Source organism: Mycobacterium szulgai (assembly GCF_002116635.1).
Taxonomy (GTDB): Bacteria; Actinomycetota; Actinomycetes; order Mycobacteriales; family Mycobacteriaceae; genus Mycobacterium; species Mycobacterium szulgai.
The window spans coordinates 69,427-88,662 of the sequence record NZ_LQPW01000016.1; the positions used below are offsets into that span (position 1 = coordinate 69,427).

Below are 19,236 nucleotides of genomic sequence, written 5' to 3' on the forward strand. Positions count from 1 at the left end.
TCGCCTCATAGACAGGAGATGTAGTGGCAGGTAAGGCCCGCGTACACGAGTTGGCTAAGGAACTCGGTGTCACCAGCAAGGAAGTTCTCGCCCGGCTGAATGAACAGGGCGAATTCGTTAAATCGGCATCGTCGACGGTGGAGGCACCCGTCGCTCGCCGGCTTCGGGAATCGTTCGGTGGCGGCAAGCCCGCCGCCGGTCCGGCAGCCCAAAAGGGCGGCGCCGCTAAGGCGCCCGAGAGGGTGCCCGGCCCTGCTGCGGCCAAGGCGCCAAGTAAGTCGGTCGATGCAGCCCTAGAGTCGGCGATCGACAACGCGGTGGGCAATGGCGCACCGGCCGGCGCGCCCGCGAAGGCCGACTCCGGCAGGCCCACCACCGCCACTCCAGCCTCGGCGGCCTCCCAGGCCCCGGCGGCTGCTGCCCCAGCGCCCGCTCCCGGGGAGGCTCCGGCGCCGCCGGCCGGGCAGCCGCCCAGCCCGCAGGCCCCGCACCCGGGAATGACGCCCGGTCCGCGGCCAGGCCCGGCGCCCAAGCCAGGGGTTCGCACCCCGCGCGTCGGCAACAACCCGTTCTCGTCGGCGCAGCCCGTCGACCGGCCCATCCCGCGTCCGCATCCGCAGGCGCCGCGTCCCGGCGGCCCCCGTCCTGGTGCACCTCGTCCGGGTGGTGCTTCGCCCGGCAGCATGCCGCCGCGTCCCGGCGGCGCGGCCGGCGGACCCCGTCCGCCTCGCACCGGCGCCCCCCGGCCCGGTGGCGCCCGGCCCGGCGGCGGTCCCGGTGGCGGCCGCACCGATGGTGGCGGCGGTAACTACCGCGGCGGAGGCGGCGGCGTCGGTGCCGCACCCGGCGGCGGTGGCGGTTTCCGGGGCCGTCCCGGCGGCGGTGGTCCCGGCGGTGGCGGCGGTGGCCGTCCCGGCCAGCGCGGCGGTGCCGCCGGCGCGTTCGGTCGTCCCGGCGGCGCGCCCCGGCGCGGCCGTAAGTCCAAGCGGGCCAAACGCGCCGAGTACGAGAACATGCAGGCGCCGGTCGTCGGCGGCGTGCGATTGCCGCACGGCAACGGCGAGACGATCAGGCTGGCCCGCGGCGCGTCACTGTCCGACTTCGCCGACAAGATCAACGCCAACCCGGCGGCGCTGGTGCAGGCTCTGTTCAACCTCGGCGAAATGGTGACGGCCACCCAGTCGGTGGGCGACGAGACGCTCGAGCTGCTGGGCAGCGAGATGAATTACGTCGTGCAGGTCGTCAGCCCCGAGGACGAGGACCGCGAGCTGCTCGAGTCGTTTGACCTGACCTACGGCGAAGACACCGGCGACGAGTCCGAATTGCAGACCCGCCCGCCGGTGGTCACGGTTATGGGCCACGTCGACCATGGCAAGACCCGCTTGCTGGACACCATCCGCAAGGCCAGCGTCCGCGAGGGCGAAGCCGGAGGCATCACCCAGCACATCGGTGCTTACCAGGTCAGCGTCGACCTCGACGGTGACGAGCGGCTGATTACCTTCATCGACACCCCCGGTCACGAGGCGTTCACCGCCATGCGCGCCCGTGGTGCCAAGGCCACCGACATCGCCATCCTGGTGGTCGCGGCCGACGACGGCGTGATGCCCCAGACAGTGGAGGCCATCAACCACGCACAAGCCGCCGATGTGCCGATTGTGGTGGCGGTCAACAAGATCGACAAGGAAGGCGCCGACCCGGCCAAGATTCGCGGCCAGCTCACCGAATACGGTTTGGTGGCAGAGGATTTCGGTGGCGACACCATGTTCGTCGACATCTCGGCGAAGGTGGGCACCAACATCGAGGCGCTGGAAGAAGCGGTGCTGCTGACCGCCGACGCCGCACTGGACCTGCGGGCCAACCCCGACATGGAGGCCCAGGGTGTGGCGATCGAGGCCCACCTGGACCGCGGTCGCGGCCCAGTGGCCACGGTGCTGATTCAGCGCGGCACGTTGCGGGTCGGCGACTCGGTGGTCGCCGGCGACGCCTACGGACGTGTCCGCCGCATGGTCGACGAGCACGGCGAGGACGTCGAGGAGGCGTTGCCGTCGCGTCCGGTTCAGGTCATCGGGTTCACGTCGGTGCCCGGCGCCGGTGACAACTTCCTGGTTGTCGACGAAGACCGCATCGCCCGCCAGATCGCCGACCGGCGCAGCGCGCGCAAGCGCAACGCACTGGCCGCGCGCAGCCGCAAACGGATCAGCCTGGAGGACCTGGACTCGGCGCTGAAGGAAACCAGCCAGCTCAACCTGATCCTCAAGGGCGACAACGCCGGTACAGTCGAGGCGCTGGAAGAGGCCCTGATGGGAATCGAGGTCGACGACGAGGTGGCGCTGCGCGTCATCGACCGCGGTGTGGGTGGCATCACCGAAACCAACGTCAACCTGGCATCGGCGTCGGACGCCATCATCATTGGCTTCAACGTGCGTGCCGAGGGTAAGGCGACCGAGCTGGCCAACCGCGAAGGCGTCGAGATCCGCTACTACTCGGTCATCTACCAGGCGATCGACGAGATCGAGAAGGCCCTGCGCGGCATGCTCAAGCCGATCTACGAGGAAAACCAGCTGGGCCGCGCCGAAATTCGGGCGCTGTTCCGGTCCTCGAAGGTGGGCAACATCGCCGGCTGCCTGATCACCTCCGGCGTGGTGCGCCGCAACGCCAAGGCCCGGCTGCTGCGGGACAACATCGTGGTCACCGAGAACCTGACGATCAACTCGTTGCGGCGGGAGAAGGACGACGTGACCGAGGTCCGTGAGGGCTTCGAGTGCGGTATGACGCTGGGCTATTCCGACATCAAGGAAGGCGACGTCATCGAGTCCTACGAGCTGGTGCAGAAAGAACGGAGCTGATGGCTGATCCCGCGCGGGCACGCCGGCTGGCCAAGCGGATCTCGACAATCGTCGCCTCGGCTATTGAGTACGAGATCAAGGATCCGGGACTGGCCGGGGTGACCATCGTCGACACGAAGTTGACCGCCGACCTGCATGACGCGACGGTCTATTACACGGTGATGGGACGGACACTGGACGACGAGCCGGACTATGCCGCTGCGACGGCGGCGCTGGAACGGGCCAGGGGAGTGCTGCGTTCCAAGGTCGGGGCGGGCACGGGTGTACGATTCACCCCCACCCTGACCTTCGCCCGCGACACGACGTCCGACACCGTGCATCGCATGGAGGAGTTGTTAGCCCGCGCTCGCGCCGCAGATGAGGATCTGGCCCGAGTGCGGGTGGGAGCAAAGCCGGCGGGGGAGGCCGATCCGTACAGGTCGGTGGCATCAGAAGAAGTGTCAGCTGACCCTGAGGAAGCCGGTGACGACGATCGAGCCGAAGACTGAGCTGACCGACATGCCCCGTCGCTCGGCCCTTGAACGAGGGGTCCGCGTCGATGCGGTCGGCGCCGTCGAGCTGCTGTCCGCCTCCGACCGGATCGCGGTGGTCTGTCATGTCCATCCCGACGCCGACACCATCGGGGCCGGGCTGGCATTGGCGTTGGTGCTCGACGAGTGCGACAAGCAGGTGGAGGTCAGCTTCGCAGCGCCCGCGACACTGCCCGAGTCACTGCGGACGCTTCCCGGCTGTCATTTGCTGGTAAGTCCGGATGAGATATGCCGCGACGCGGATCTGGTTGTGACGGTTGACGTTCCGAGTGCCAACCGGCTCGGCAGGCTGATTGATCTGGCGGCTCCGCCTCAGGAGCTGCTGGTCATCGACCATCACGCCTCCAACGACATGTTCGGCACCGCGAACTTTGTTGACCCGACGGCGGACTCCACCACGATGTTGGTTGCCGAGATTCTCGACGCGTGGGGCAAGCCTATAGAAAAGGGTGTCGCACACTGCATCTACGCCGGCTTGACCACCGACACCGGGTCGTTCCGCTGGGCCAGCGCGCGTGCCCTTCGGTTGGCGGCCCGGCTGGTTGAAGCCGGCGTGGACAACGCCGCGATCAGTCGGTCGCTGATGGATACGCACCCGTTTGTGTGGTTGCCGTTGCTATCGCGGGTACTGGGCTCGGCCCGGTTGATTCCCGAGGCGGTTAACGGTCGCGGGCTGGTGTACGCCGTCGTCGACAACCAAGACTGGGTCACTTCGCGTCCGGAGGAAGTCGAAAGCATCGTCGATATCGTGCGCACCACGCAGCAGGCCGAAGTGGCTGCGGTGTTCAAGGAGGTCGAGCCGCAGCGGTGGTCGGTGTCGATGCGGGCCAAGCGCGACGTTGACCTGGCCGCGGTCGCGGCCGGGTTCGGCGGCGGCGGCCACCGCTTGGCGGCGGGGTATACGGCCACCGGCTCGATCGACGACGCGGTCGCCTCGTTGCGCGCCGCCCTTGCCTGAGCAGTCTTGACCGACGCGGCCCGGCCCGCCGCCGGTGGCTGGCTGATCGCGAAGCTGGCCTTGCCCGCGCTTGGAGTGTTGGCCGCCGAGCCCCTCTACTTGTTGTTCGACACCGCCGTGGTCGGACGGCTGGGTGCGCTTTCACTGGCCGGTTTGGCCATCGGCAGCCTGGTGCTGGGCATGGCCAGTTCCCAGTCGACTTTTCTGTCCTATGCCACGACGTCGCGCGCGGCGCGGTACTACGGCGCCGGGAACCGGACGGCCGCGGTCAACGAAGGTGTGCAGGCGACCTGGTTGGCGCTGGCTTTGGGTGCATTGATCATCGCCGTGGTGCAGGTCGCCGCGGTGCCGCTGGCAAAAGTGGTCGCCGGGCCTGATTTCGGAGGCGGCGACATCGCCGCCGCGGCCCTGCCATGGCTGCGGATCGCGATCATGGGTGTTCCGGCGGTTCTCGTCTCGCTGGCCGGCAACGGCTGGATGCGTGGCGTGCAGGACACGGTGCGGCCGCTGCGTTATGTGGTTGCCGGCTTCGGGGTCTCGGCGCTGCTGTGCCCGCCGCTGGTGTACGGCTGGCTGGGCCTGCCGCGGATGGAATTGGCCGGTTCGGCGGTGGCCAATCTGGTCGGCCAGTGGCTGGCGGCGCTGCTGTTCGGGAGTGCATTGCTGGCCGAACAGGTGCCGCTGCGACCGGACCGAATTGCAATGCGCGCCCAGCTGGTGATGGCCCGAGACCTGTTCGTGCGGAGCCTGGCTTTCCAGGCGTGCTTCATCTCGGCTGCGGCGGTGGCCGCCCGGTTCGGCGCGGCGGCGCTGGCCGCCCACCAGGTGGTGCTGCAGGTGTGGGGGTTTCTCGCGCTGGTGCTCGATTCGCTGGCCATCGCGGCACAGTCGCTGGTCGGTGCCGCACTGGGGGCCGGCGATGCCGAGCACGCGAAGTCGGTGGCGTGGCGGGTGACGGTGTTCTCCGCGCTGGCGGCCGCACTGTTGGCGGCGGTATTCGCCGCGGGCGCCCCGGTCATGCCCGCGCTGTTCACCGGCGATCGATCGGTGCTTGCCGCGATCGGCGTGCCATGGTGGTTCATGGTCGCCCAATTACCGCTCGCCGGAATTGTTTTCGCGCTGGACGGGGTCCTGCTGGGCGCGGGCGACGCGAAGTTCATGCGCACCGCGACCGTGGTGAGCGCCCTGGTGGGGTTTTTACCGCTGACCTGGTTGGCGCTGGCGTTCGGCTGGGGGCTCGCGGGCATCTGGTCAGGGTTGAGCACCTTCATTGGCCTGCGGCTGATCTTCGTCGGATGGCGGGCCTTATCCGGGCGCTGGGCGGTGACCGGGACGGCGTAGAGCGCAGGCCCCAGAGCTACACTGCGCGCGTGACCACGACGCGCCGAATGCGGCAAAGGTCGCAGGGCAACGCCCTCAGAAGTGCGGCGCTGTTTGCCGTTCTGGTCGGACCCAATGTGGCCTTGTTGGCGATGTTCGTCTACCGCCCGCTCGCCGACAACATCCGGCTGTCCTTCTTTGACTGGAACATCTCCGATCCCAGAGCAGAGTTCGTCGGGTTGTCCAACTATGTGGAGTGGTTCACCCGGTCCGACACCCGCCAAATCGTGCTCAATACCGCGCTGTTCACCGTGGCCGCGGTCATCGGCTCCATGGTGCTGGGTCTGGTTCTGGCGATGCTGCTCAATCAACCGCTGCGCGGCCGGAACCTGGTGCGCTCAACGGTATTCGCCCCGTTCGTGATCTCCGGTGCTGCGGTCGGACTGGCGGCCCAATTCGTCTTCGATCCGCACTTCGGTCTGGTTCAGGACCTGCTGCACCGCGTCGGCGCCGGCGTGCCCGACTTCTACCAGGACGCGCATTGGGCGCTGTTCATGGTGACCGTCACCTATATATGGAAAAACCTCGGCTACACCTTCGTCATCTATCTGGCGGCGTTACAAGGGGTGCGCCGGGACTTGTTGGAGGCGGCCGAAATTGACGGGGCAGGACGGTGGGTGACCTTCCGTAGCGTGCTACTGCCCCAGCTGCGCCCCACCACGTTCTTCCTGTCCATCACCGTGCTGATCAACTCGTTGCAGGTGTTCGACATCATCAACGTGATGACCCGCGGCGGGCCCGAGGGCACCGGCACCACAACGATGGTCTACCAGGTGTATCTGGAGACGTTCCGAAATTTCCGGGCCGGCTACGGCGCCACCGTCGCCACGATCATGTTCCTGGTGCTGCTGGCTATCACGTATTACCAAGTGCGGGTGATGGATCGGGGGCAGCAATGAAGGCGGATCCTCGCATTGCCAGGCTGCTCGGCTACCTGGCAATGCTGCTGGTTGTCTTAGTCATTGCCGCGCCACTGCTCTTCGTGTTCTTCACGTCGTTCAAGGATCAGCCCGACATCTACTCGCAGCCGACCACCTGGTGGCCGCCGCGCTGGCATCCGCAGAACTACCGGACCGCCACCGAGCAGATTCCGTTCTGGACGTTCCTGCGCAACTCGGTGATCATCACGTCGGCGCTGGCCGCAGTCAAGTTCACGCTCGGTGTGCTCAGTGCGTTCGGCTTGGTGTTCGTCGAGTTTCCGGGCAAGACCGCGGTGTTCTTGTTGATCATCGCCGCGCTGATGGTGCCCAATCAGATCACCGTGATATCCAACTACGCCCTGATCTCACAACTGGGTCTGCGCAACACTTTTCCAGGCATCATCCTGCCCTTGGCCGGCGTGGCGTTCGGAACGTTCTTGATGCGCAACCACTTTCTGTCGCTGCCGGCGGAGATCATCGAAGCGGCCCGGATGGACGGTGCTCGCTGGTGGGAGCTGCTGCTGCGGGTCGTGTTGCCGATGTCGGGGCCCACGATGGTGGCCTTCGGCGTCATCACGATCGTCAATGAATGGAACGAGTACCTGTGGCCGTTCTTGATGTCCGACGACGAATCGGTGGCGCCGCTCCCGGTGGGCCTGACCTTCTTGCAGCAGGCCGAGGGCGTGACGAACTGGGGTCCGGTGATGGCGGTCACCCTGCTCGCCATGCTGCCGATCCTGCTGATTTTCATTGTCCTGCAACGTCAGATGATCAAGGGCCTCACGTCCGGCGCGGTCAAAGGTTAGCGGCATGGATGCATTGAGCCGCCGCGGATTGCTGTGTTTGTCAGCCCTGGCTACCGCCGGCTGCGCCGGCATGGGCGGCACGACTGTGAAGTCGGGGAATGGGCCGATTGCATTCTGGTCCAACCATCCTGGCCAATCGACGGCGGTGGAAAAGGAACTCATCGGCCGGTTCGAGCACGAATTCCCCGGCTTGTCGGTCAAGCTGATCAACGCCGGCAAGGACTACGCCGAGGTGGCCTACAAGTTCAATGCGGCATTGATCGGCAGTGATGTGCCCGATGTTGTTGTGCTATCCGATGTTTGGTGGTTTCATTTCGCCCTCAACGGCGTCATCGCGCCGCTTGACGAAATGTTCGGCCCGGCCGGGGTGGATCCGTCCGACTACGTCGACTCGATGCTGGGCGACTACCTCTTCGATGGCCGGCACTACGCGCTGCCGTATGCGCGCTCGACTCCGTTGTTCTACTACAACAAGGAGCTGTGGTCCCACGTCGGACTGCCCGACCGGGGACCCAACTCCTGGCAGGAGTTCGACCAGTGGGGTCCAGAGTTGCAGCGCGCCGCCGGCTCCGGAAAATGGGCACACGGCTGGGGCAATGCCGAAGTCCTTCCCTGGACTTACCAGGGGCCGGACTGGACGTTCGGCGGCGCATACTCGCGACAATGGAACCTGACATTCACCGATGCGGCCACCGTCGCGGCCGGTGAGTTCCTACGAGACTCCATTCACAGTAAGCGTTATGCCGCGATCGCCATCGATGTCGCCAATCAATTCGCCACCGGCATCCTGGCTTCGACGATGTCCACCACCGGTGATCTGGCCGGTGTGACCCGAACGGCCAGATTCGATTTCGGCGTCGCGCCGTTGCCCACCGGACCCGGTGGGACTCCGGGCTGTCCGACGGGTGGGTCGGGGCTGGCGATCCCGGCCAAGCTCTCGCCGGAGCGAAAGCTGAACGCGCTCAAGTTCATCGCGTTCCTCACCAACCCGGCCAACACCGCTTACTTCGGCCAGCACACCGGGTATCTGGCGGTGCGGAAATCGGCGGTCAATGATCCCAGCGAAAAGAAGTACCTAGCCGAAAATCCGCGCGCCCGAGTGGCGCTCGACCAGCTACCGCATACCCGGTCGCAGGACTACGCGCGGGTCTTCCTACCCGGTGGCGACCGCATCATCGGCGCCGGCCTGGAATCCATCGGACTCAAGGGAGCCGACGTGACGAAGACGTTCACCAGTATCCAAAAGCAGCTGAAGGTCGTCTTCGATCGCCAGATCGTGCGGAAACTCCCGGGTCTGCGCCACGGTTAGCGTGGTTGCCGGCTGGCCGGTCAGATGTCGACCCTGTCGCGTTGCCCCACGGATCGCTGGGACGCGGCATGGGATTTATTGCGGCCGATCAGGTACCAGGTGCGCATGACGCCTTTTCCCTTGATGTCGACTTCGCCGCGCTCTTGCAGAGTGAAGTCGTCCTTGAGGCGTTCGTATATCGCCTGCGGCACCTGGATCCGGCCAACCGAACCGGTCGATTCCATCCGCGACGCGAGGTTTACTACGTCGCCCCATACGTCGTAGAAAAAGCGGCGAGAACCCACGACACCGGCAACCACCGGGCCAGCGGCAAAGCCGATCCGAATTTGGACCGGTTGATCCTGCGCGTCTTTCAAGGTAGCCGCGGTTTCGGCTAGATCGAGAGCAAAGTCGGCCAGCGCGTGGATGTGGTCCGGCGTTGCGTCCGGAACGCCGCTGACGACCATATAAGAGTCACCGGTGACTTTAATCTTTTCCATGCCGTGCTTCTCGGCCAGCTCGTCGAATGCATTGTATTGGCGGTCCAACAATTGCACGAGGTCGGGAGCGGGGGTATGACTGGCGAACTTGGTGAATCCCGCAATGTCGGCGAACAGAACCCCAGCGTCGTCGTATCTATCGGCGATCACCTTTTGTCCGGGCTGTTTGAGGCGATCGGCGATGCTGACGGGCAAGATGTTTGCCAGCAACGCCTCCGAGCGTGCGTACTCCGCTTCTAAAGCGGCCTCGGCGCGAGCGGTGTCTCTTAGCGTGAACCATATCGTCGCGACCACAATCCCGCACGCCGAAACCGTCGTGAGAATAAACGCCACCGAAACTACCCAAGCCGGCTCCAGTCCCGTATTGCGCGGGACGGAGAACTCCAAAATGATGACCAAGCACGCGGCCACGCCGGCGAGTACGGCAGCTAATTTGATGTGCTCAATCCCTAGCAGCACCACCAGCAGCGAGGCGGCTACCAGGTAGAAGAGCTCCGAACCCAAACCGGTGCCCACGTCCCAGCAGCTGGCGAAAATAGACGCATAGGCCGCTATTATCAGCGTAATGGGCGGAACTAATTCTCCGAAGCGCTGTAATGCCGGTACGATGAGAAAAATAAGCGAAGCGCTGATATTCACCCATTCAAGTTGCCAGGACCATGCGCCGATTACGAGCTGAACAATTATAAATCCGCCGCTGATGATTGCCGCTAATAGGGCGGTGATCCGCAGCGCTCGCTTACGCCGGGCTGCACTTTCAGCGTAATGCTGCCGGCGAACACCGCTTCCGGCCTGCACGACTGCTCTACAGTCGCTCGGACAGCGCGGCGTGCAGTCGCCGCCGCATCGACAATCGTCGGGGCAGCCCCCCGACGGGCTAATGCATTTCCCCTCCGCCATGAGCAAAGCCTAGCCGCTGGCTAGCGCCCATTTGAGCGATTGAAGATCGCCTATCCGCGCGCAATTGTCATATCGGTTATCGGCTATCCGCCGATGGGGCAGCGGGGCATCACGGTGGGGCGTATATCGAACCGAGGCGTCGCTCCGGTTGTCTCACTCTCGCCTCGCCTGCCTGAGGCTGCCAGCGGAGGAGCAAGCAGGGCAGGGGCCCCCTGACCTGCTCCCGCCTCGTAGGGCCGCCCCGCCAGGAACGGCTTAAGTCCTAACGACGGCGCGGCGCCCGGGTGGCTGGCAGTAGCCCAACTAGGCGGGACGGACAACGCGCCGATCGTGCCGGACGCACCGACTGAGGCGACTGGAGCCGAGGCCCCGGCCGCAAAGCTGGTCGAGGCTGCGGGGCTCGTCGCCGCGGCAATCCCATTGGCGGCGGCTGCCTCGAGCCCACTGACTCCCTTGTCAATTGTCGTGGCCGTGTTGCCCGTCGACTTTATGACCGACGACAACGACGACATGGTCGACATGATCGAACTCAAACCGTACAGCGGTATGACCATCGGTGACATCAGCGATGCCAACGAGGTCAACCACGACAGATACGACGGCGGCGAAGACGCCGGCGATGCGAGCTGTTGCAACGCGCCGGGTAGGGCGGCAGTCAGTTCGGTCAGGGCGGCGTAGTTGTTCGCTGCGGCTTGCTGGGCGGTTGACAGTTGGCCGGCTGAACTGCCGAGATTTGTGTTCGCCGGTGGAGATCTGAAGGACGACAACCTCGCCGCGGCTCCCGAGTTGCCGGCATAGCAATACATCGCGTCCACATCCTGCGTCCACATTCGGTCGTACACGGCTTCCGCGGTGGCAATGGCGGGGCTGTTTTGCCCGAATGTATTCGACTCGATGAGAGACATCACCAGACTGCGGTTGGCACTGATCAATGACGGTGGCACTGTCATCGCGAGCGCCGTGTCGAACGCCGCCGCGGCCGCCCGAGCCTGGCATGCGGTCTGCTGTGCCACGTCGGCGGTGGTCATGAGCCACACCGCATAGGGTTCGGCCGCCAACGCCATTGCCGTCGCTGCCGGTCCTAGCCACGGTCCGCTGATCAGCTGTGTGATCACCGAAGAGTAGGCAGTCGACGACGAATACAGCTGCTCACCAAGTCGGTCCCATGTTGCCGCGACGGTCAGCATCGGCTGCGCGCCGGGACCGGTGTACATCCTCGCCGAAATGACTTCCGGCGGCAATAGCGCGAAATCCATTGCAGAGGCCGATTACTCAGCCGCCAGCGCGAGTATTTGCGCGGCGGCCCTCCGGCGCACACCGGGTGAATACGTGTCCAGCTGATGCAGTCCGACTACCGTCACCAGGCCGACCACAATTAACGTCAACCAGATTATTTCATCGATACCGAATTGATGCGCCGCGCTCATCAACGAGCCCATAGCGAGGTTGCCGAAAAGAACCCCGACACCCACGACGGTGCTATAGAACCCGTAGTGCGTGGCTACGAGTTGGTCGTCTGCCAGCGCTGCGACCTTACGCATCTCGAAAGGAAACATGGTCGCGGAAGCGGTGTTAAGCAACGCGGTCGACAACAACAATGCGGCCACCGCGGGCAGCAAGCCGAACCGCGCGGCATTGGGCACCACCGCGAGCGGTACGAATGAAGCCGCCATGGCAATCGCTGTAATCACCAGGCTGCCGCCCGTTCCCCATCTTGTGGCAAGCCACTGGGTGATGCGCAATTGGCTCGCGATAGCGACCACGCCCGACACCGCGAACATTGCTGCCACCAAAACGGAGTGGTTTTGCGGCGCTATGAACGCGGCCTGAATTGGCAGAACAAAATGGATCTGGAAAGACAGCACGTAACGGCCTGCCATGGTAGCGGCGAACCACATGAAACGCCGATTGCGGATAACGACCCACCAGCTCTGACGAACAGATTTTCGTGCCGCAGTTGTCGGTTCGGGATCGGCGGCCCGCTGCGGCAGTACAAGCAGTTGGGTGAGGGTCAGCATCGCGAAGACAGCAGCTGCGGCCAAGATGGCAATCCTGAAGTTGAGTGTCAGCAGCGCCACACCCAAGAGTGGTCCGAGCAGGATACCCGCCTGGTAGAAGACGTTGAACACTGCAAAGGCTTCAATTTTCCGGTCCGCGGAGTCGGCTGCGACATACGCACGTACCGCGGGGTTGAATAGCGCCCCTGCCAAACCCGTTGCCGCAGCAGCAGTCAACAAACTCGGCAACGACTGCGCGATTCCCAGAAGCGCAAATGCGCCGGTCTGCAGCAGACACCCGCCCACAATTACCGGCTTGTATCCGAACCGGTCGGCGAGAGAGCCGCCCAGAAAAAACATGCCCTGCTGTGTGAAGTTGCGGACACCAAGCACTAAGCCGACGGCCCACGCGGCTAATCCAAGAGGCCCGGCCAGGTAGCCGGCCATGTACGGCATCAACATGTAGAAACCGACGTTGATACCCAAGTGGTTAACCATCAAAACCTGGGTGGGCCTGTTAAAGGTGCGAAATCGGTCAACGATTTCCCTCATGGCGCCGACCCCGTTGGAACGATCCATGGAACGCGCGTGAAGCCACGCTCGCCGTGCATTTTTACCGTCGTGAATAAACGATCTATCATTACTTTTACTTTCCGGCATGCTGCTAATGCGCCGCGGCATCATGCCGGACGCATACGACAGATTTATTGGGAAGCAGGAGTGCTCCCGCCACTCGTGGTCGCGCACAGCACGCGCACATACCTCGGTGACCTCGCGTTACCTGGTTCGATTATGACACGGCGATATCGGCGGAAGGCAGGGCGCGATGCATCAACTGTTAGCCGCGGCGCCGCCGAATTGGCCTGACAGTGACTGATATGTCAGGATTTTGCACAAAATCGCCCGCCGCGTCCCGGCAATGGTGGCAATATGCCCTCAATCCTTCGGGGAAATTGCGGCGGAAAACAGCAGCTATTCGTAAAGTTATTTGACAGGGGCCGGCTTCGCCGCGCTTGCGATCGCCGCTTGGCCCGATGGCGGCGACCCGCCGCGCCCGGCTTCGCCGCGCTTGCGATCGCCGCTTGGCCCGATGGCGGCGACCCGCCGCGCCCGGCTAGCGCACCTGGGAACGCCCGCGCTGCAGCACGGCCTCGCGGTTGGCGGCGATGTCGTCGCCGCTGGTGCGAAACTGCCTGGCGGCCATCGCTTCCTGCCACAACCCCGCTGCGTTCTGCGACTCGTCGATCCGGTGGTAGGAGGCAAGCAACGCGCGCACCGCGTCCTGGTTGTTGCCGACGATCGAGGCCGCCACCTGGCGGGCGGTGGCAAGCAGTTGTTCGTGCGGCACCACTTCGGTGACCAGACCGGCCCGCAGCGCGTCGGCGGCCGACAGGTAGTCCCCGGTCATGCTCATCCGCCGGGCCAGCCCCACACCCACCTTCTGCGGCAATCGCACGCTGAGTCCCCAGGTGGGCAGCAACCCGACGCGGGCGTGCGTATCGGCAAACCGCGCCTGTTCGGAAGCGATCAGGATGTCGCAGTAGAGCGCCAGCTCCAGCCCACCCGTTACCGCGGCGCCGTTGATCGCGCCAATCACCGGCTTGGTCAGGGCCGGCCAGCGCGGTGAGATGTCCGGCAGCGCCGATTGTCCGCCCAGCTCCTTAAGGTCCAATCCGGCGCAGAACACCGGATCGGTGCCGGTAACGATTACGACGTCGACGCTGTGGTCGGTCTCTGTGTCGGCCAGGGCGCCGAAGAATTGATCTCGCAGAGCCGAAGACAGTGCATTGCGTGATTGCGGCCGGTTCAGGGTCAGCGTGCGCACCCGCTCGGTTGTGTCGATTAACAGGATGTCGTCGGCCATGTGAATCCTCCTTTGTCGCCCGGGCGGGGGTGCGCCCCGGTCAACACGTTACCGACCAGCGGTTTTGTCCGCGTACACCGCGAGGGCTAAGGTCCCTGCACTGCACGAATCAGTTTGGCGTTTTCAGAAACTCGTGGCGGCGCGAGGTGTACGCCGGATGAACAATTGTCAACGATCTTTGACTTTTGGCGGTGGACCGTTACCTTGGTCTCGAAGCGCCAATAGGTGCAGATGACAACGGTTTCATTAAAATACTGTTACCGACTCACTCTTTGAGATCAACGGTTAGTGCGAGCGCCAACGGTGAACGCCGCCACTTCCCTCAGCAAGGAGACGAAGCGATGGATTTTGGTGGTTTACCACCGGAAATCAATTCCGCGCGAATGTATACCGGCCCGGGGTCGATGCCGATGACGGCCGCGGCATCTGCCTGGAACGGGCTTGCAGTAGAACTGGATTCGGCCGCCACCTGCTATGAAACCCTGATCACGCAGCTGACTGGGGAAGAGTGGCTGGGTCCGGCGTCGACGGCGATGGCCGATGCCGTCACACCCTACGTCGTGTGGACCAGGGCCGCCGCCGCCCAAGCCGAGCAGACGGCCATGCAGGCCAGAGCATCGGTGGCTGCCTACGAGACCGCCCTCGCCGCGATGGTGCCACCGCCGCAGATTCTGGCCAACCGGATGCAGCTGGCCGAGTTGCGCTCGACGAATATCTACGGCCATAACAGTGCAGCCATCGCCGCTCTGGAAGCCGAGTACGGCCAAATGTGGGCCCAAGACGCCGCGGCGATGTACGAGTACGCCGCCGCTAACGCATCGGCCACGCGGTTGACCCCGTTCGAGCAGCCGCCGCACATCGTCAATCCCGCCGCCGGTGCCGGACAGGGCGCTGCGGTCGCTCACGCCGCCGCCACCGCAGCCGGTGCCAGCCAGTCGGCGCTCGCTCGTCTCATTTCGGGCGTTCCCCAGGCGCTGTCCGGCCTGTCCGGGCCGATCGCCTCGCATCTGCTGGCGGACAACCCACTGCAGTGGCTTTGGCAGATTCTGTTCGGCACCACCGTTTTTCCCACCTCGCTCGCGGCGCTGCTCACCGACCTGCAGCCCTATGCCAGCTTCTTCTACAACACCGAGGGTTTGCCCTACTTCAGCATCGGTATGGCCAACAACTTCGTTCAGTCGAGCAAGACGTTGGGGTTGCTCGGCGGCAGTACCGCCGCAGCCGCCAGCGCGGCCGCCCCAAGCGGTTTGGCGGGGCTCGGCGGCTTGTTGGGCAGCGGTGGGCCGGTCTCGGCCAGCATGGGCCATTCCTCCTCGCTCGGCCGGCTGTCGGTTCCGCCGTCCTGGGCAGGAGCCGGACCGCAGCCCGAGCCAATGCCGGTGCGCATGCCGATCGAAACGCTGAAATTCACTCCCGACGCAGCCGCGGGCACCGGAAACATGTTGGGCGGCATGCCGTTTGCCGGACCAGGGCACAGCGCATCTGGCTCCGGACCGCGATACGGTGTGCGCCCCACCGTCATGGCGCGCCCACCGTTTGCCGGATAAGACTTCTGCCGCAGATGGCTATGGATTACGGGGCGTTGCCCCCGGAGATCAATTCCGCGCGCATGTACTCCGGTCCCGGTTCGGGATCCCTGCTCTCAGCCGCGGCTGCCTGGGATGGCTTGGCTGCCGAACTGGGCGCGACGGCGTCTGGCTACGCGTCGGTGATCGCCGAGCTGACCAGCGGACCGTGGATCGGCCCGGCGGCCGCGGCGATGGTGTCGGCCGCCAACCCCTTCGTCACGTGGCTCGGCGCCACCGCCACCCAGGCCGAAGAGACTGCCAGCCGCGCACGGATGGCCGCCGCCGCCTATGAGACGGCATTCGCCATGACCGTGCCTCCGCCGGCCGTCGCCGCCAATCGCGCCTTGTTGATGGCGCTCGTCGCCACCAATTTCTTCGGGCAGAACACCGCTGCGATCGCGGCCACCGAGGCCGAATATGCCGAGATGTGGGCTCAAGACGCAGCCGCGATGTACTGCTATGCGGGTTCCTCGGCAACCGCGACCGTGCTCACCGCGTTCACGCCCGCGCCGGCGACGACCGACCTGACTGGACCACAGCGGCAAGCGGCCGCGGTAGCCAAGGCTACGTTCGAATCGACGATGTCGTCGAGGGCTTGGCAGTTTGTCTCCAGCTCTGCCGTATCCCTTGCGCTGCAGCAATTGTCGACGCACTCGGTGCTCTCGTGGTGGGAAGAATTCGTGCAGTGGCTCGAGGCGCATCTGCCCGACCTCACGCCCGCCGAACGGACCACGCTGGTTCGGCTCCTCGGGCAGAGTTATTTACTGTTGGGGGCAACGCTGTATAGCGTCTCCATCGTGCAGCAGGCCATACCGGGGACACCCGGTGGCGCCGGTGACTCAGGGTCTTCGGTGCTGGACAACTGGGGCGCAAAATTTCCGATCGGGGCGCGCGGTGGTGCCGGGCAAGTCCAGCCCTATTTCGATGAGCTGGACCACCTCGAGAGGATGGCCAGACCGGTGTCGGCGGTGATGGGCAAGGCCGGCTCGACGGGATCCTTGTCGACACCGAGAAGTTGGGAAGCCACCGTCCGGGCGTTTCAGGGCGGCCCGTGGGAGGAGCAGCTCGACATCGTGGGCAAAATGGCCGCCGCTAAGACGAACGCGGTCCTGTCGGGTGTGCCGATGACCTCGGCCGCCCGGCATAGCTCGGTGGCCGACCAAAGATACGGATTCCGTTACCGCGTGATGCACCGTTGCCCCTCTGCCGGGTAGCCCCGCACACCTATCGTTGAGACATGTGCCGGAACATCACCGAATTGCGTGGGCTGGAACCACCGGCCACAGCTCAGGAGATCGCGGCCGCGGCGCGCCAGTACGTGCGCAAGGTCAGCGGCATCACCCATCCGTCAGCGGCTAACGCCGAAGCCTTCGAAGCCGCCGTCGCCGAGGTCACTGCCACCACCACGCGGCTACTGGACGCCCTGCCGCCGCGGCGCCAGCCGCCCAAGACCATGCCGCCGCTGCGCCGCCCCGAGGTGCTGGCCCGGCTGGCGAGATCGCAATGACGCCCGCGCTCAAAGAGTGGAGTGCGGCAGTGCATGCGCTGCTGGACGGCCGCCAGACCGTGCTGCTGCGCAAGGGCGGCATCGGCGAAAAGCGGTTCGAAGTAGCCGCCCAGGAGTTCTTGTTGTTCCCGACGGTGGCGCACAGCCACGCCGAACGGGTTCGACCCGAACACCAGGACTTGCTGGGGCCCGCGGCCGCCGACAGCACCGACGAGCGGTTGCTGGTACGCGCGGCGGCGAAAGTTGTTGCCGCACTAACAGTTAGCCGGCCCGAAGGACTGGAAGAGATCGAGGACCTGCATATCTGGACCACTGAGTCGGTGCGCGCTGACCGGCTCGATTTCCGGCCCAAGCACAAGCTCGCCGTACTGGTGGTCTCCGCCATTGCGCTGACGCGACCGGTGCCACTGGCCAGGATCCCCGACTACGCCGGCTGTACCAGTTGGGTTCAGCTCGACGTGTGTCCGCCGTTGGCGTCGCCGGTGCACGACGATGCGACGCTAGCCCAGGTCGCTGCCCGGGTTCGCGACGCCGTCGGCTGAGAGTTCGCCCACCGGGAGCAATAACCGCGAGTCGCCGAAGTGCACCGCGTGGGTGACCGGCGTGACCTGCCGGGCGGTCAAGGCCGGTTCGTGGTTGCCGAGATTGCGCGCGTAGCGGGGAAACCAGCTGCCGGCGATCAGCACCCGAATGCGTGAGCCCGCCTTGAATCGGTGTGCGATCGCGTCGAGTTCGACTGTGACGGTCTGCGGGGCGTCACCGAGACGTTGGTAGCCGTCGCTGACGTTGCGCGACCTGCCCCGCGCGTCGACCTCGCTGACCCGGGCGAACAGATCGACGTGTGGGTTGTCCGAAGAGTGCCTCAGCTCGATGACGGGGTTTCCGTAGACGTACAAGTCGTGGGTCAGGGTGGGGCCCGTGAAGGCCAGCACATCGTCGCGCAACGCCAGCCGGCTGTCGTCGCGGTAGCCGCCGGTCGGCGCCAGCAGCGGACCGCCCGTGGTCGGGGTCGGGTCGGCCGGGTCGTAGCGGAACGTTGCCGGCGGCGGTTGTCCAGTTGAGGTGGCCGCCGGTGCGGATTCGCCGAGGCGGCCGTTGGGCTGTAGATACAGTGCACGCCGGCGGGTTTGCGGCGGCCAATCCGAGAGGTGACGCCAGCCTTGGCCGGTCACGAAGATCCGCACGGTGCTGGGGCGCTGTAGCGCTGGCGCGCCGCCCAGGTGGGCGCCGAGCCAGTCCAGTGACTCCTGCGCGCCGATCGCCAGGCCCTTGGTGAGCATCTGGGTGTGTGTCCATGGCCCGATGGTCAGCGCGACGTTCACGCCCCGGTCCCGCAAATGCCGGTATTGCTGCAGCGTCTGGTGCAAAAAGATGTCCTGCCAGCCGCCGATGAGCAGCACTGGTACCTGAACGCGGTCCAATGCCGCAGGAAAGCGCAACCGGTCCCAGAACGGGTGGTCGCCGTCGGCGTGTTCCAACCACGATTCGAACCACGGTGCGCCTTCACCGAGCAATGCCCGCGCCGCGGGGCCCATCGGCACCGCCTCAAGGGCGCGCGCCACCCGCCGCGGGGACGTCAGCTGGCGGATCCCAGCGCGGATGCGCACCGGATCTTCCTGGCGGGCAACCAGATCGCTCCACCCCAGGAAGTCGTTGACCGCGAACGACCCGGTGCCCCACGTCGAGGCCCGGAAATCGTGCGGCCCCACGGTGATGACGGCCGCGGCCAGCTCCGGCGGCGGATCGTGCAGCAGCGCCCACTGCGTGAAGCCCAGGTAGGACAGGCCGATGGTGCCGAACTGGCCGGTGAACCAGGGTTGCTCACGCAGCCACTTGACCGTGTCGGCACCGTCGGCTGCTTCATTGACCATGGGCTCGAACTCGCCGGCGGATCCGAAGGTGCCCCGCACGCTTTGCAGCACCACGTGATACCCGCGGGCTGCGTACAACCTGGCGAAAACCAGTGAGAACGGAAGCCTGCGCCCATAGGGACCCCGCACCAGCAAGGTGCCGGCCGGCTCGTCGGTGATCGGTGCGTAGTGGTCGGCCACCAGGTTGACCCCGTCGCGCATCGGGATCCGGACGCGGCGTACGGAGTAGCGGGCGGTCGCAGGCGGCAGACCCAGCAGTCTGCCGACAGCGGCGCGGATCGGGTTGGTCAACCTGTAACTT

Annotated in this window: 16 protein-coding genes; 11 read left to right on the plus strand and 5 right to left on the minus strand. The window is 65.4% G+C overall.

What is annotated here, in order from left to right; all coding sequences use genetic code 11:
* Positions 1–23: 23 nt before the first annotated feature.
* The 7 genes from infB to AWC27_RS04210 are packed head-to-tail and all read left to right on the plus strand — an operon-like array spanning position 24 to position 8,749.
* Positions 24–2,846, plus strand: coding sequence for a translation initiation factor IF-2 (infB, locus tag AWC27_RS04180; protein WP_085669338.1), 2,823 nt, complete (start codon positions 24–26; stop codon positions 2,844–2,846).
* Positions 2,846–3,334: a 30S ribosome-binding factor RbfA gene (gene rbfA, locus AWC27_RS04185; protein ID WP_085669339.1), complete on the plus strand. Its 489-nt coding sequence runs from the start codon at positions 2,846–2,848 to the stop codon at positions 3,332–3,334. Before infB ends, rbfA begins: the two co-directional genes overlap by 1 nt.
* Entirely contained in the window at positions 3,309–4,334 is a 1,026-nt protein-coding gene (locus AWC27_RS04190; protein ID WP_139836753.1) for a DHH family phosphoesterase, read from the plus strand. The genes rbfA and AWC27_RS04190 overlap by 26 nt, the downstream gene beginning before the upstream one ends.
* A 6-nt stretch (positions 4,335–4,340) precedes the next feature.
* Positions 4,341–5,675, plus strand: a complete 1,335-nt coding sequence (locus AWC27_RS04195) for an MATE family efflux transporter (protein ID WP_085669340.1) — start codon at positions 4,341–4,343, stop codon at positions 5,673–5,675.
* A 47-nt stretch (positions 5,676–5,722) separates the two neighbouring features.
* Positions 5,723–6,613 (plus strand): carbohydrate ABC transporter permease, encoded by an 891-nt coding sequence (locus tag AWC27_RS04200; protein ID WP_139836758.1) that lies wholly within the window; start codon positions 5,723–5,725, stop codon positions 6,611–6,613.
* Positions 6,610–7,440 carry a carbohydrate ABC transporter permease gene (locus AWC27_RS04205; protein WP_085669342.1) on the plus strand — a complete coding sequence of 277 codons (831 nt, stop codon included), beginning with the start codon at positions 6,610–6,612 and terminating at the stop codon, positions 7,438–7,440. The genes AWC27_RS04200 and AWC27_RS04205 overlap by 4 nt, the downstream gene beginning before the upstream one ends.
* 4 nt (positions 7,441–7,444) lie before the next feature.
* Positions 7,445–8,749 (plus strand): ABC transporter substrate-binding protein, encoded by a 1,305-nt coding sequence (locus AWC27_RS04210; RefSeq protein WP_085669343.1) that lies wholly within the window; start codon positions 7,445–7,447, stop codon positions 8,747–8,749.
* A 20-nt stretch (positions 8,750–8,769) separates the two neighbouring features.
* Here AWC27_RS04210 and AWC27_RS04215 read toward each other — a convergent pair whose 3' ends face one another.
* The 4 genes from AWC27_RS04215 to AWC27_RS04230 form a co-directional block, all read right to left on the minus strand.
* The gene (locus AWC27_RS04215) at positions 8,770–10,128 is read right to left on the minus strand and encodes an adenylate/guanylate cyclase domain-containing protein (RefSeq protein WP_085669344.1); all 1,359 of its coding nucleotides are present in this window, start codon (positions 10,126–10,128) and stop codon (positions 8,770–8,772) included.
* A gap of 83 nt (positions 10,129–10,211) precedes the next feature.
* The gene (locus AWC27_RS04220; protein ID WP_085669345.1) at positions 10,212–11,384 is read right to left on the minus strand and encodes a PPE family protein; all 1,173 of its coding nucleotides are present in this window, start codon (positions 11,382–11,384) and stop codon (positions 10,212–10,214) included.
* Between the two features lie 12 nt (positions 11,385–11,396).
* Positions 11,397–12,677 carry an MFS transporter gene (locus AWC27_RS04225; protein ID WP_085669346.1) on the minus strand — a complete coding sequence of 427 codons (1,281 nt, stop codon included), beginning with the start codon at positions 12,675–12,677 and terminating at the stop codon, positions 11,397–11,399.
* A gap of 562 nt (positions 12,678–13,239) precedes the next feature.
* On the minus strand, positions 13,240–13,989 hold the full coding sequence (locus AWC27_RS04230) for an enoyl-CoA hydratase (RefSeq protein ID WP_085669347.1): 750 nt from the start codon (positions 13,987–13,989) through the stop codon (positions 13,240–13,242).
* 341 nt (positions 13,990–14,330) lie between these two features.
* Here AWC27_RS04230 and AWC27_RS04235 point away from each other — a divergent pair, with 341 nt between their 5' ends.
* Genes AWC27_RS04235 through AWC27_RS04250 form a run of 4 tightly spaced genes read left to right on the plus strand, consistent with a single transcriptional unit; the run spans position 14,331 to position 17,606 of the window.
* The gene (locus AWC27_RS04235; RefSeq protein WP_085669348.1) at positions 14,331–15,536 is read left to right on the plus strand and encodes a PPE family protein; all 1,206 of its coding nucleotides are present in this window, start codon (positions 14,331–14,333) and stop codon (positions 15,534–15,536) included.
* A 20-nt stretch (positions 15,537–15,556) separates the two neighbouring features.
* A complete protein-coding gene (locus AWC27_RS04240; RefSeq protein ID WP_139836759.1) occupies positions 15,557–16,771 on the plus strand; it encodes a PPE family protein in 1,215 nt (404 codons plus the stop codon).
* A gap of 23 nt (positions 16,772–16,794) precedes the next feature.
* Positions 16,795–17,064 (plus strand): DUF2277 domain-containing protein, encoded by a 270-nt coding sequence (locus tag AWC27_RS04245; RefSeq protein ID WP_085669350.1) that lies wholly within the window; start codon positions 16,795–16,797, stop codon positions 17,062–17,064.
* Positions 17,061–17,606 carry a DUF1802 family protein gene (locus AWC27_RS04250; protein WP_085669351.1) on the plus strand — a complete coding sequence of 182 codons (546 nt, stop codon included), beginning with the start codon at positions 17,061–17,063 and terminating at the stop codon, positions 17,604–17,606. The genes AWC27_RS04245 and AWC27_RS04250 overlap by 4 nt, the downstream gene beginning before the upstream one ends.
* Here the strand turns inward: AWC27_RS04250 and AWC27_RS04255 are convergent.
* The gene (locus AWC27_RS04255) at positions 17,565–19,226 is read right to left on the minus strand and encodes a CocE/NonD family hydrolase (RefSeq protein WP_085669352.1); all 1,662 of its coding nucleotides are present in this window, start codon (positions 19,224–19,226) and stop codon (positions 17,565–17,567) included. The genes AWC27_RS04250 and AWC27_RS04255 overlap by 42 nt on opposite strands.
* Positions 19,227–19,236 lie beyond the last annotated feature (10 nt).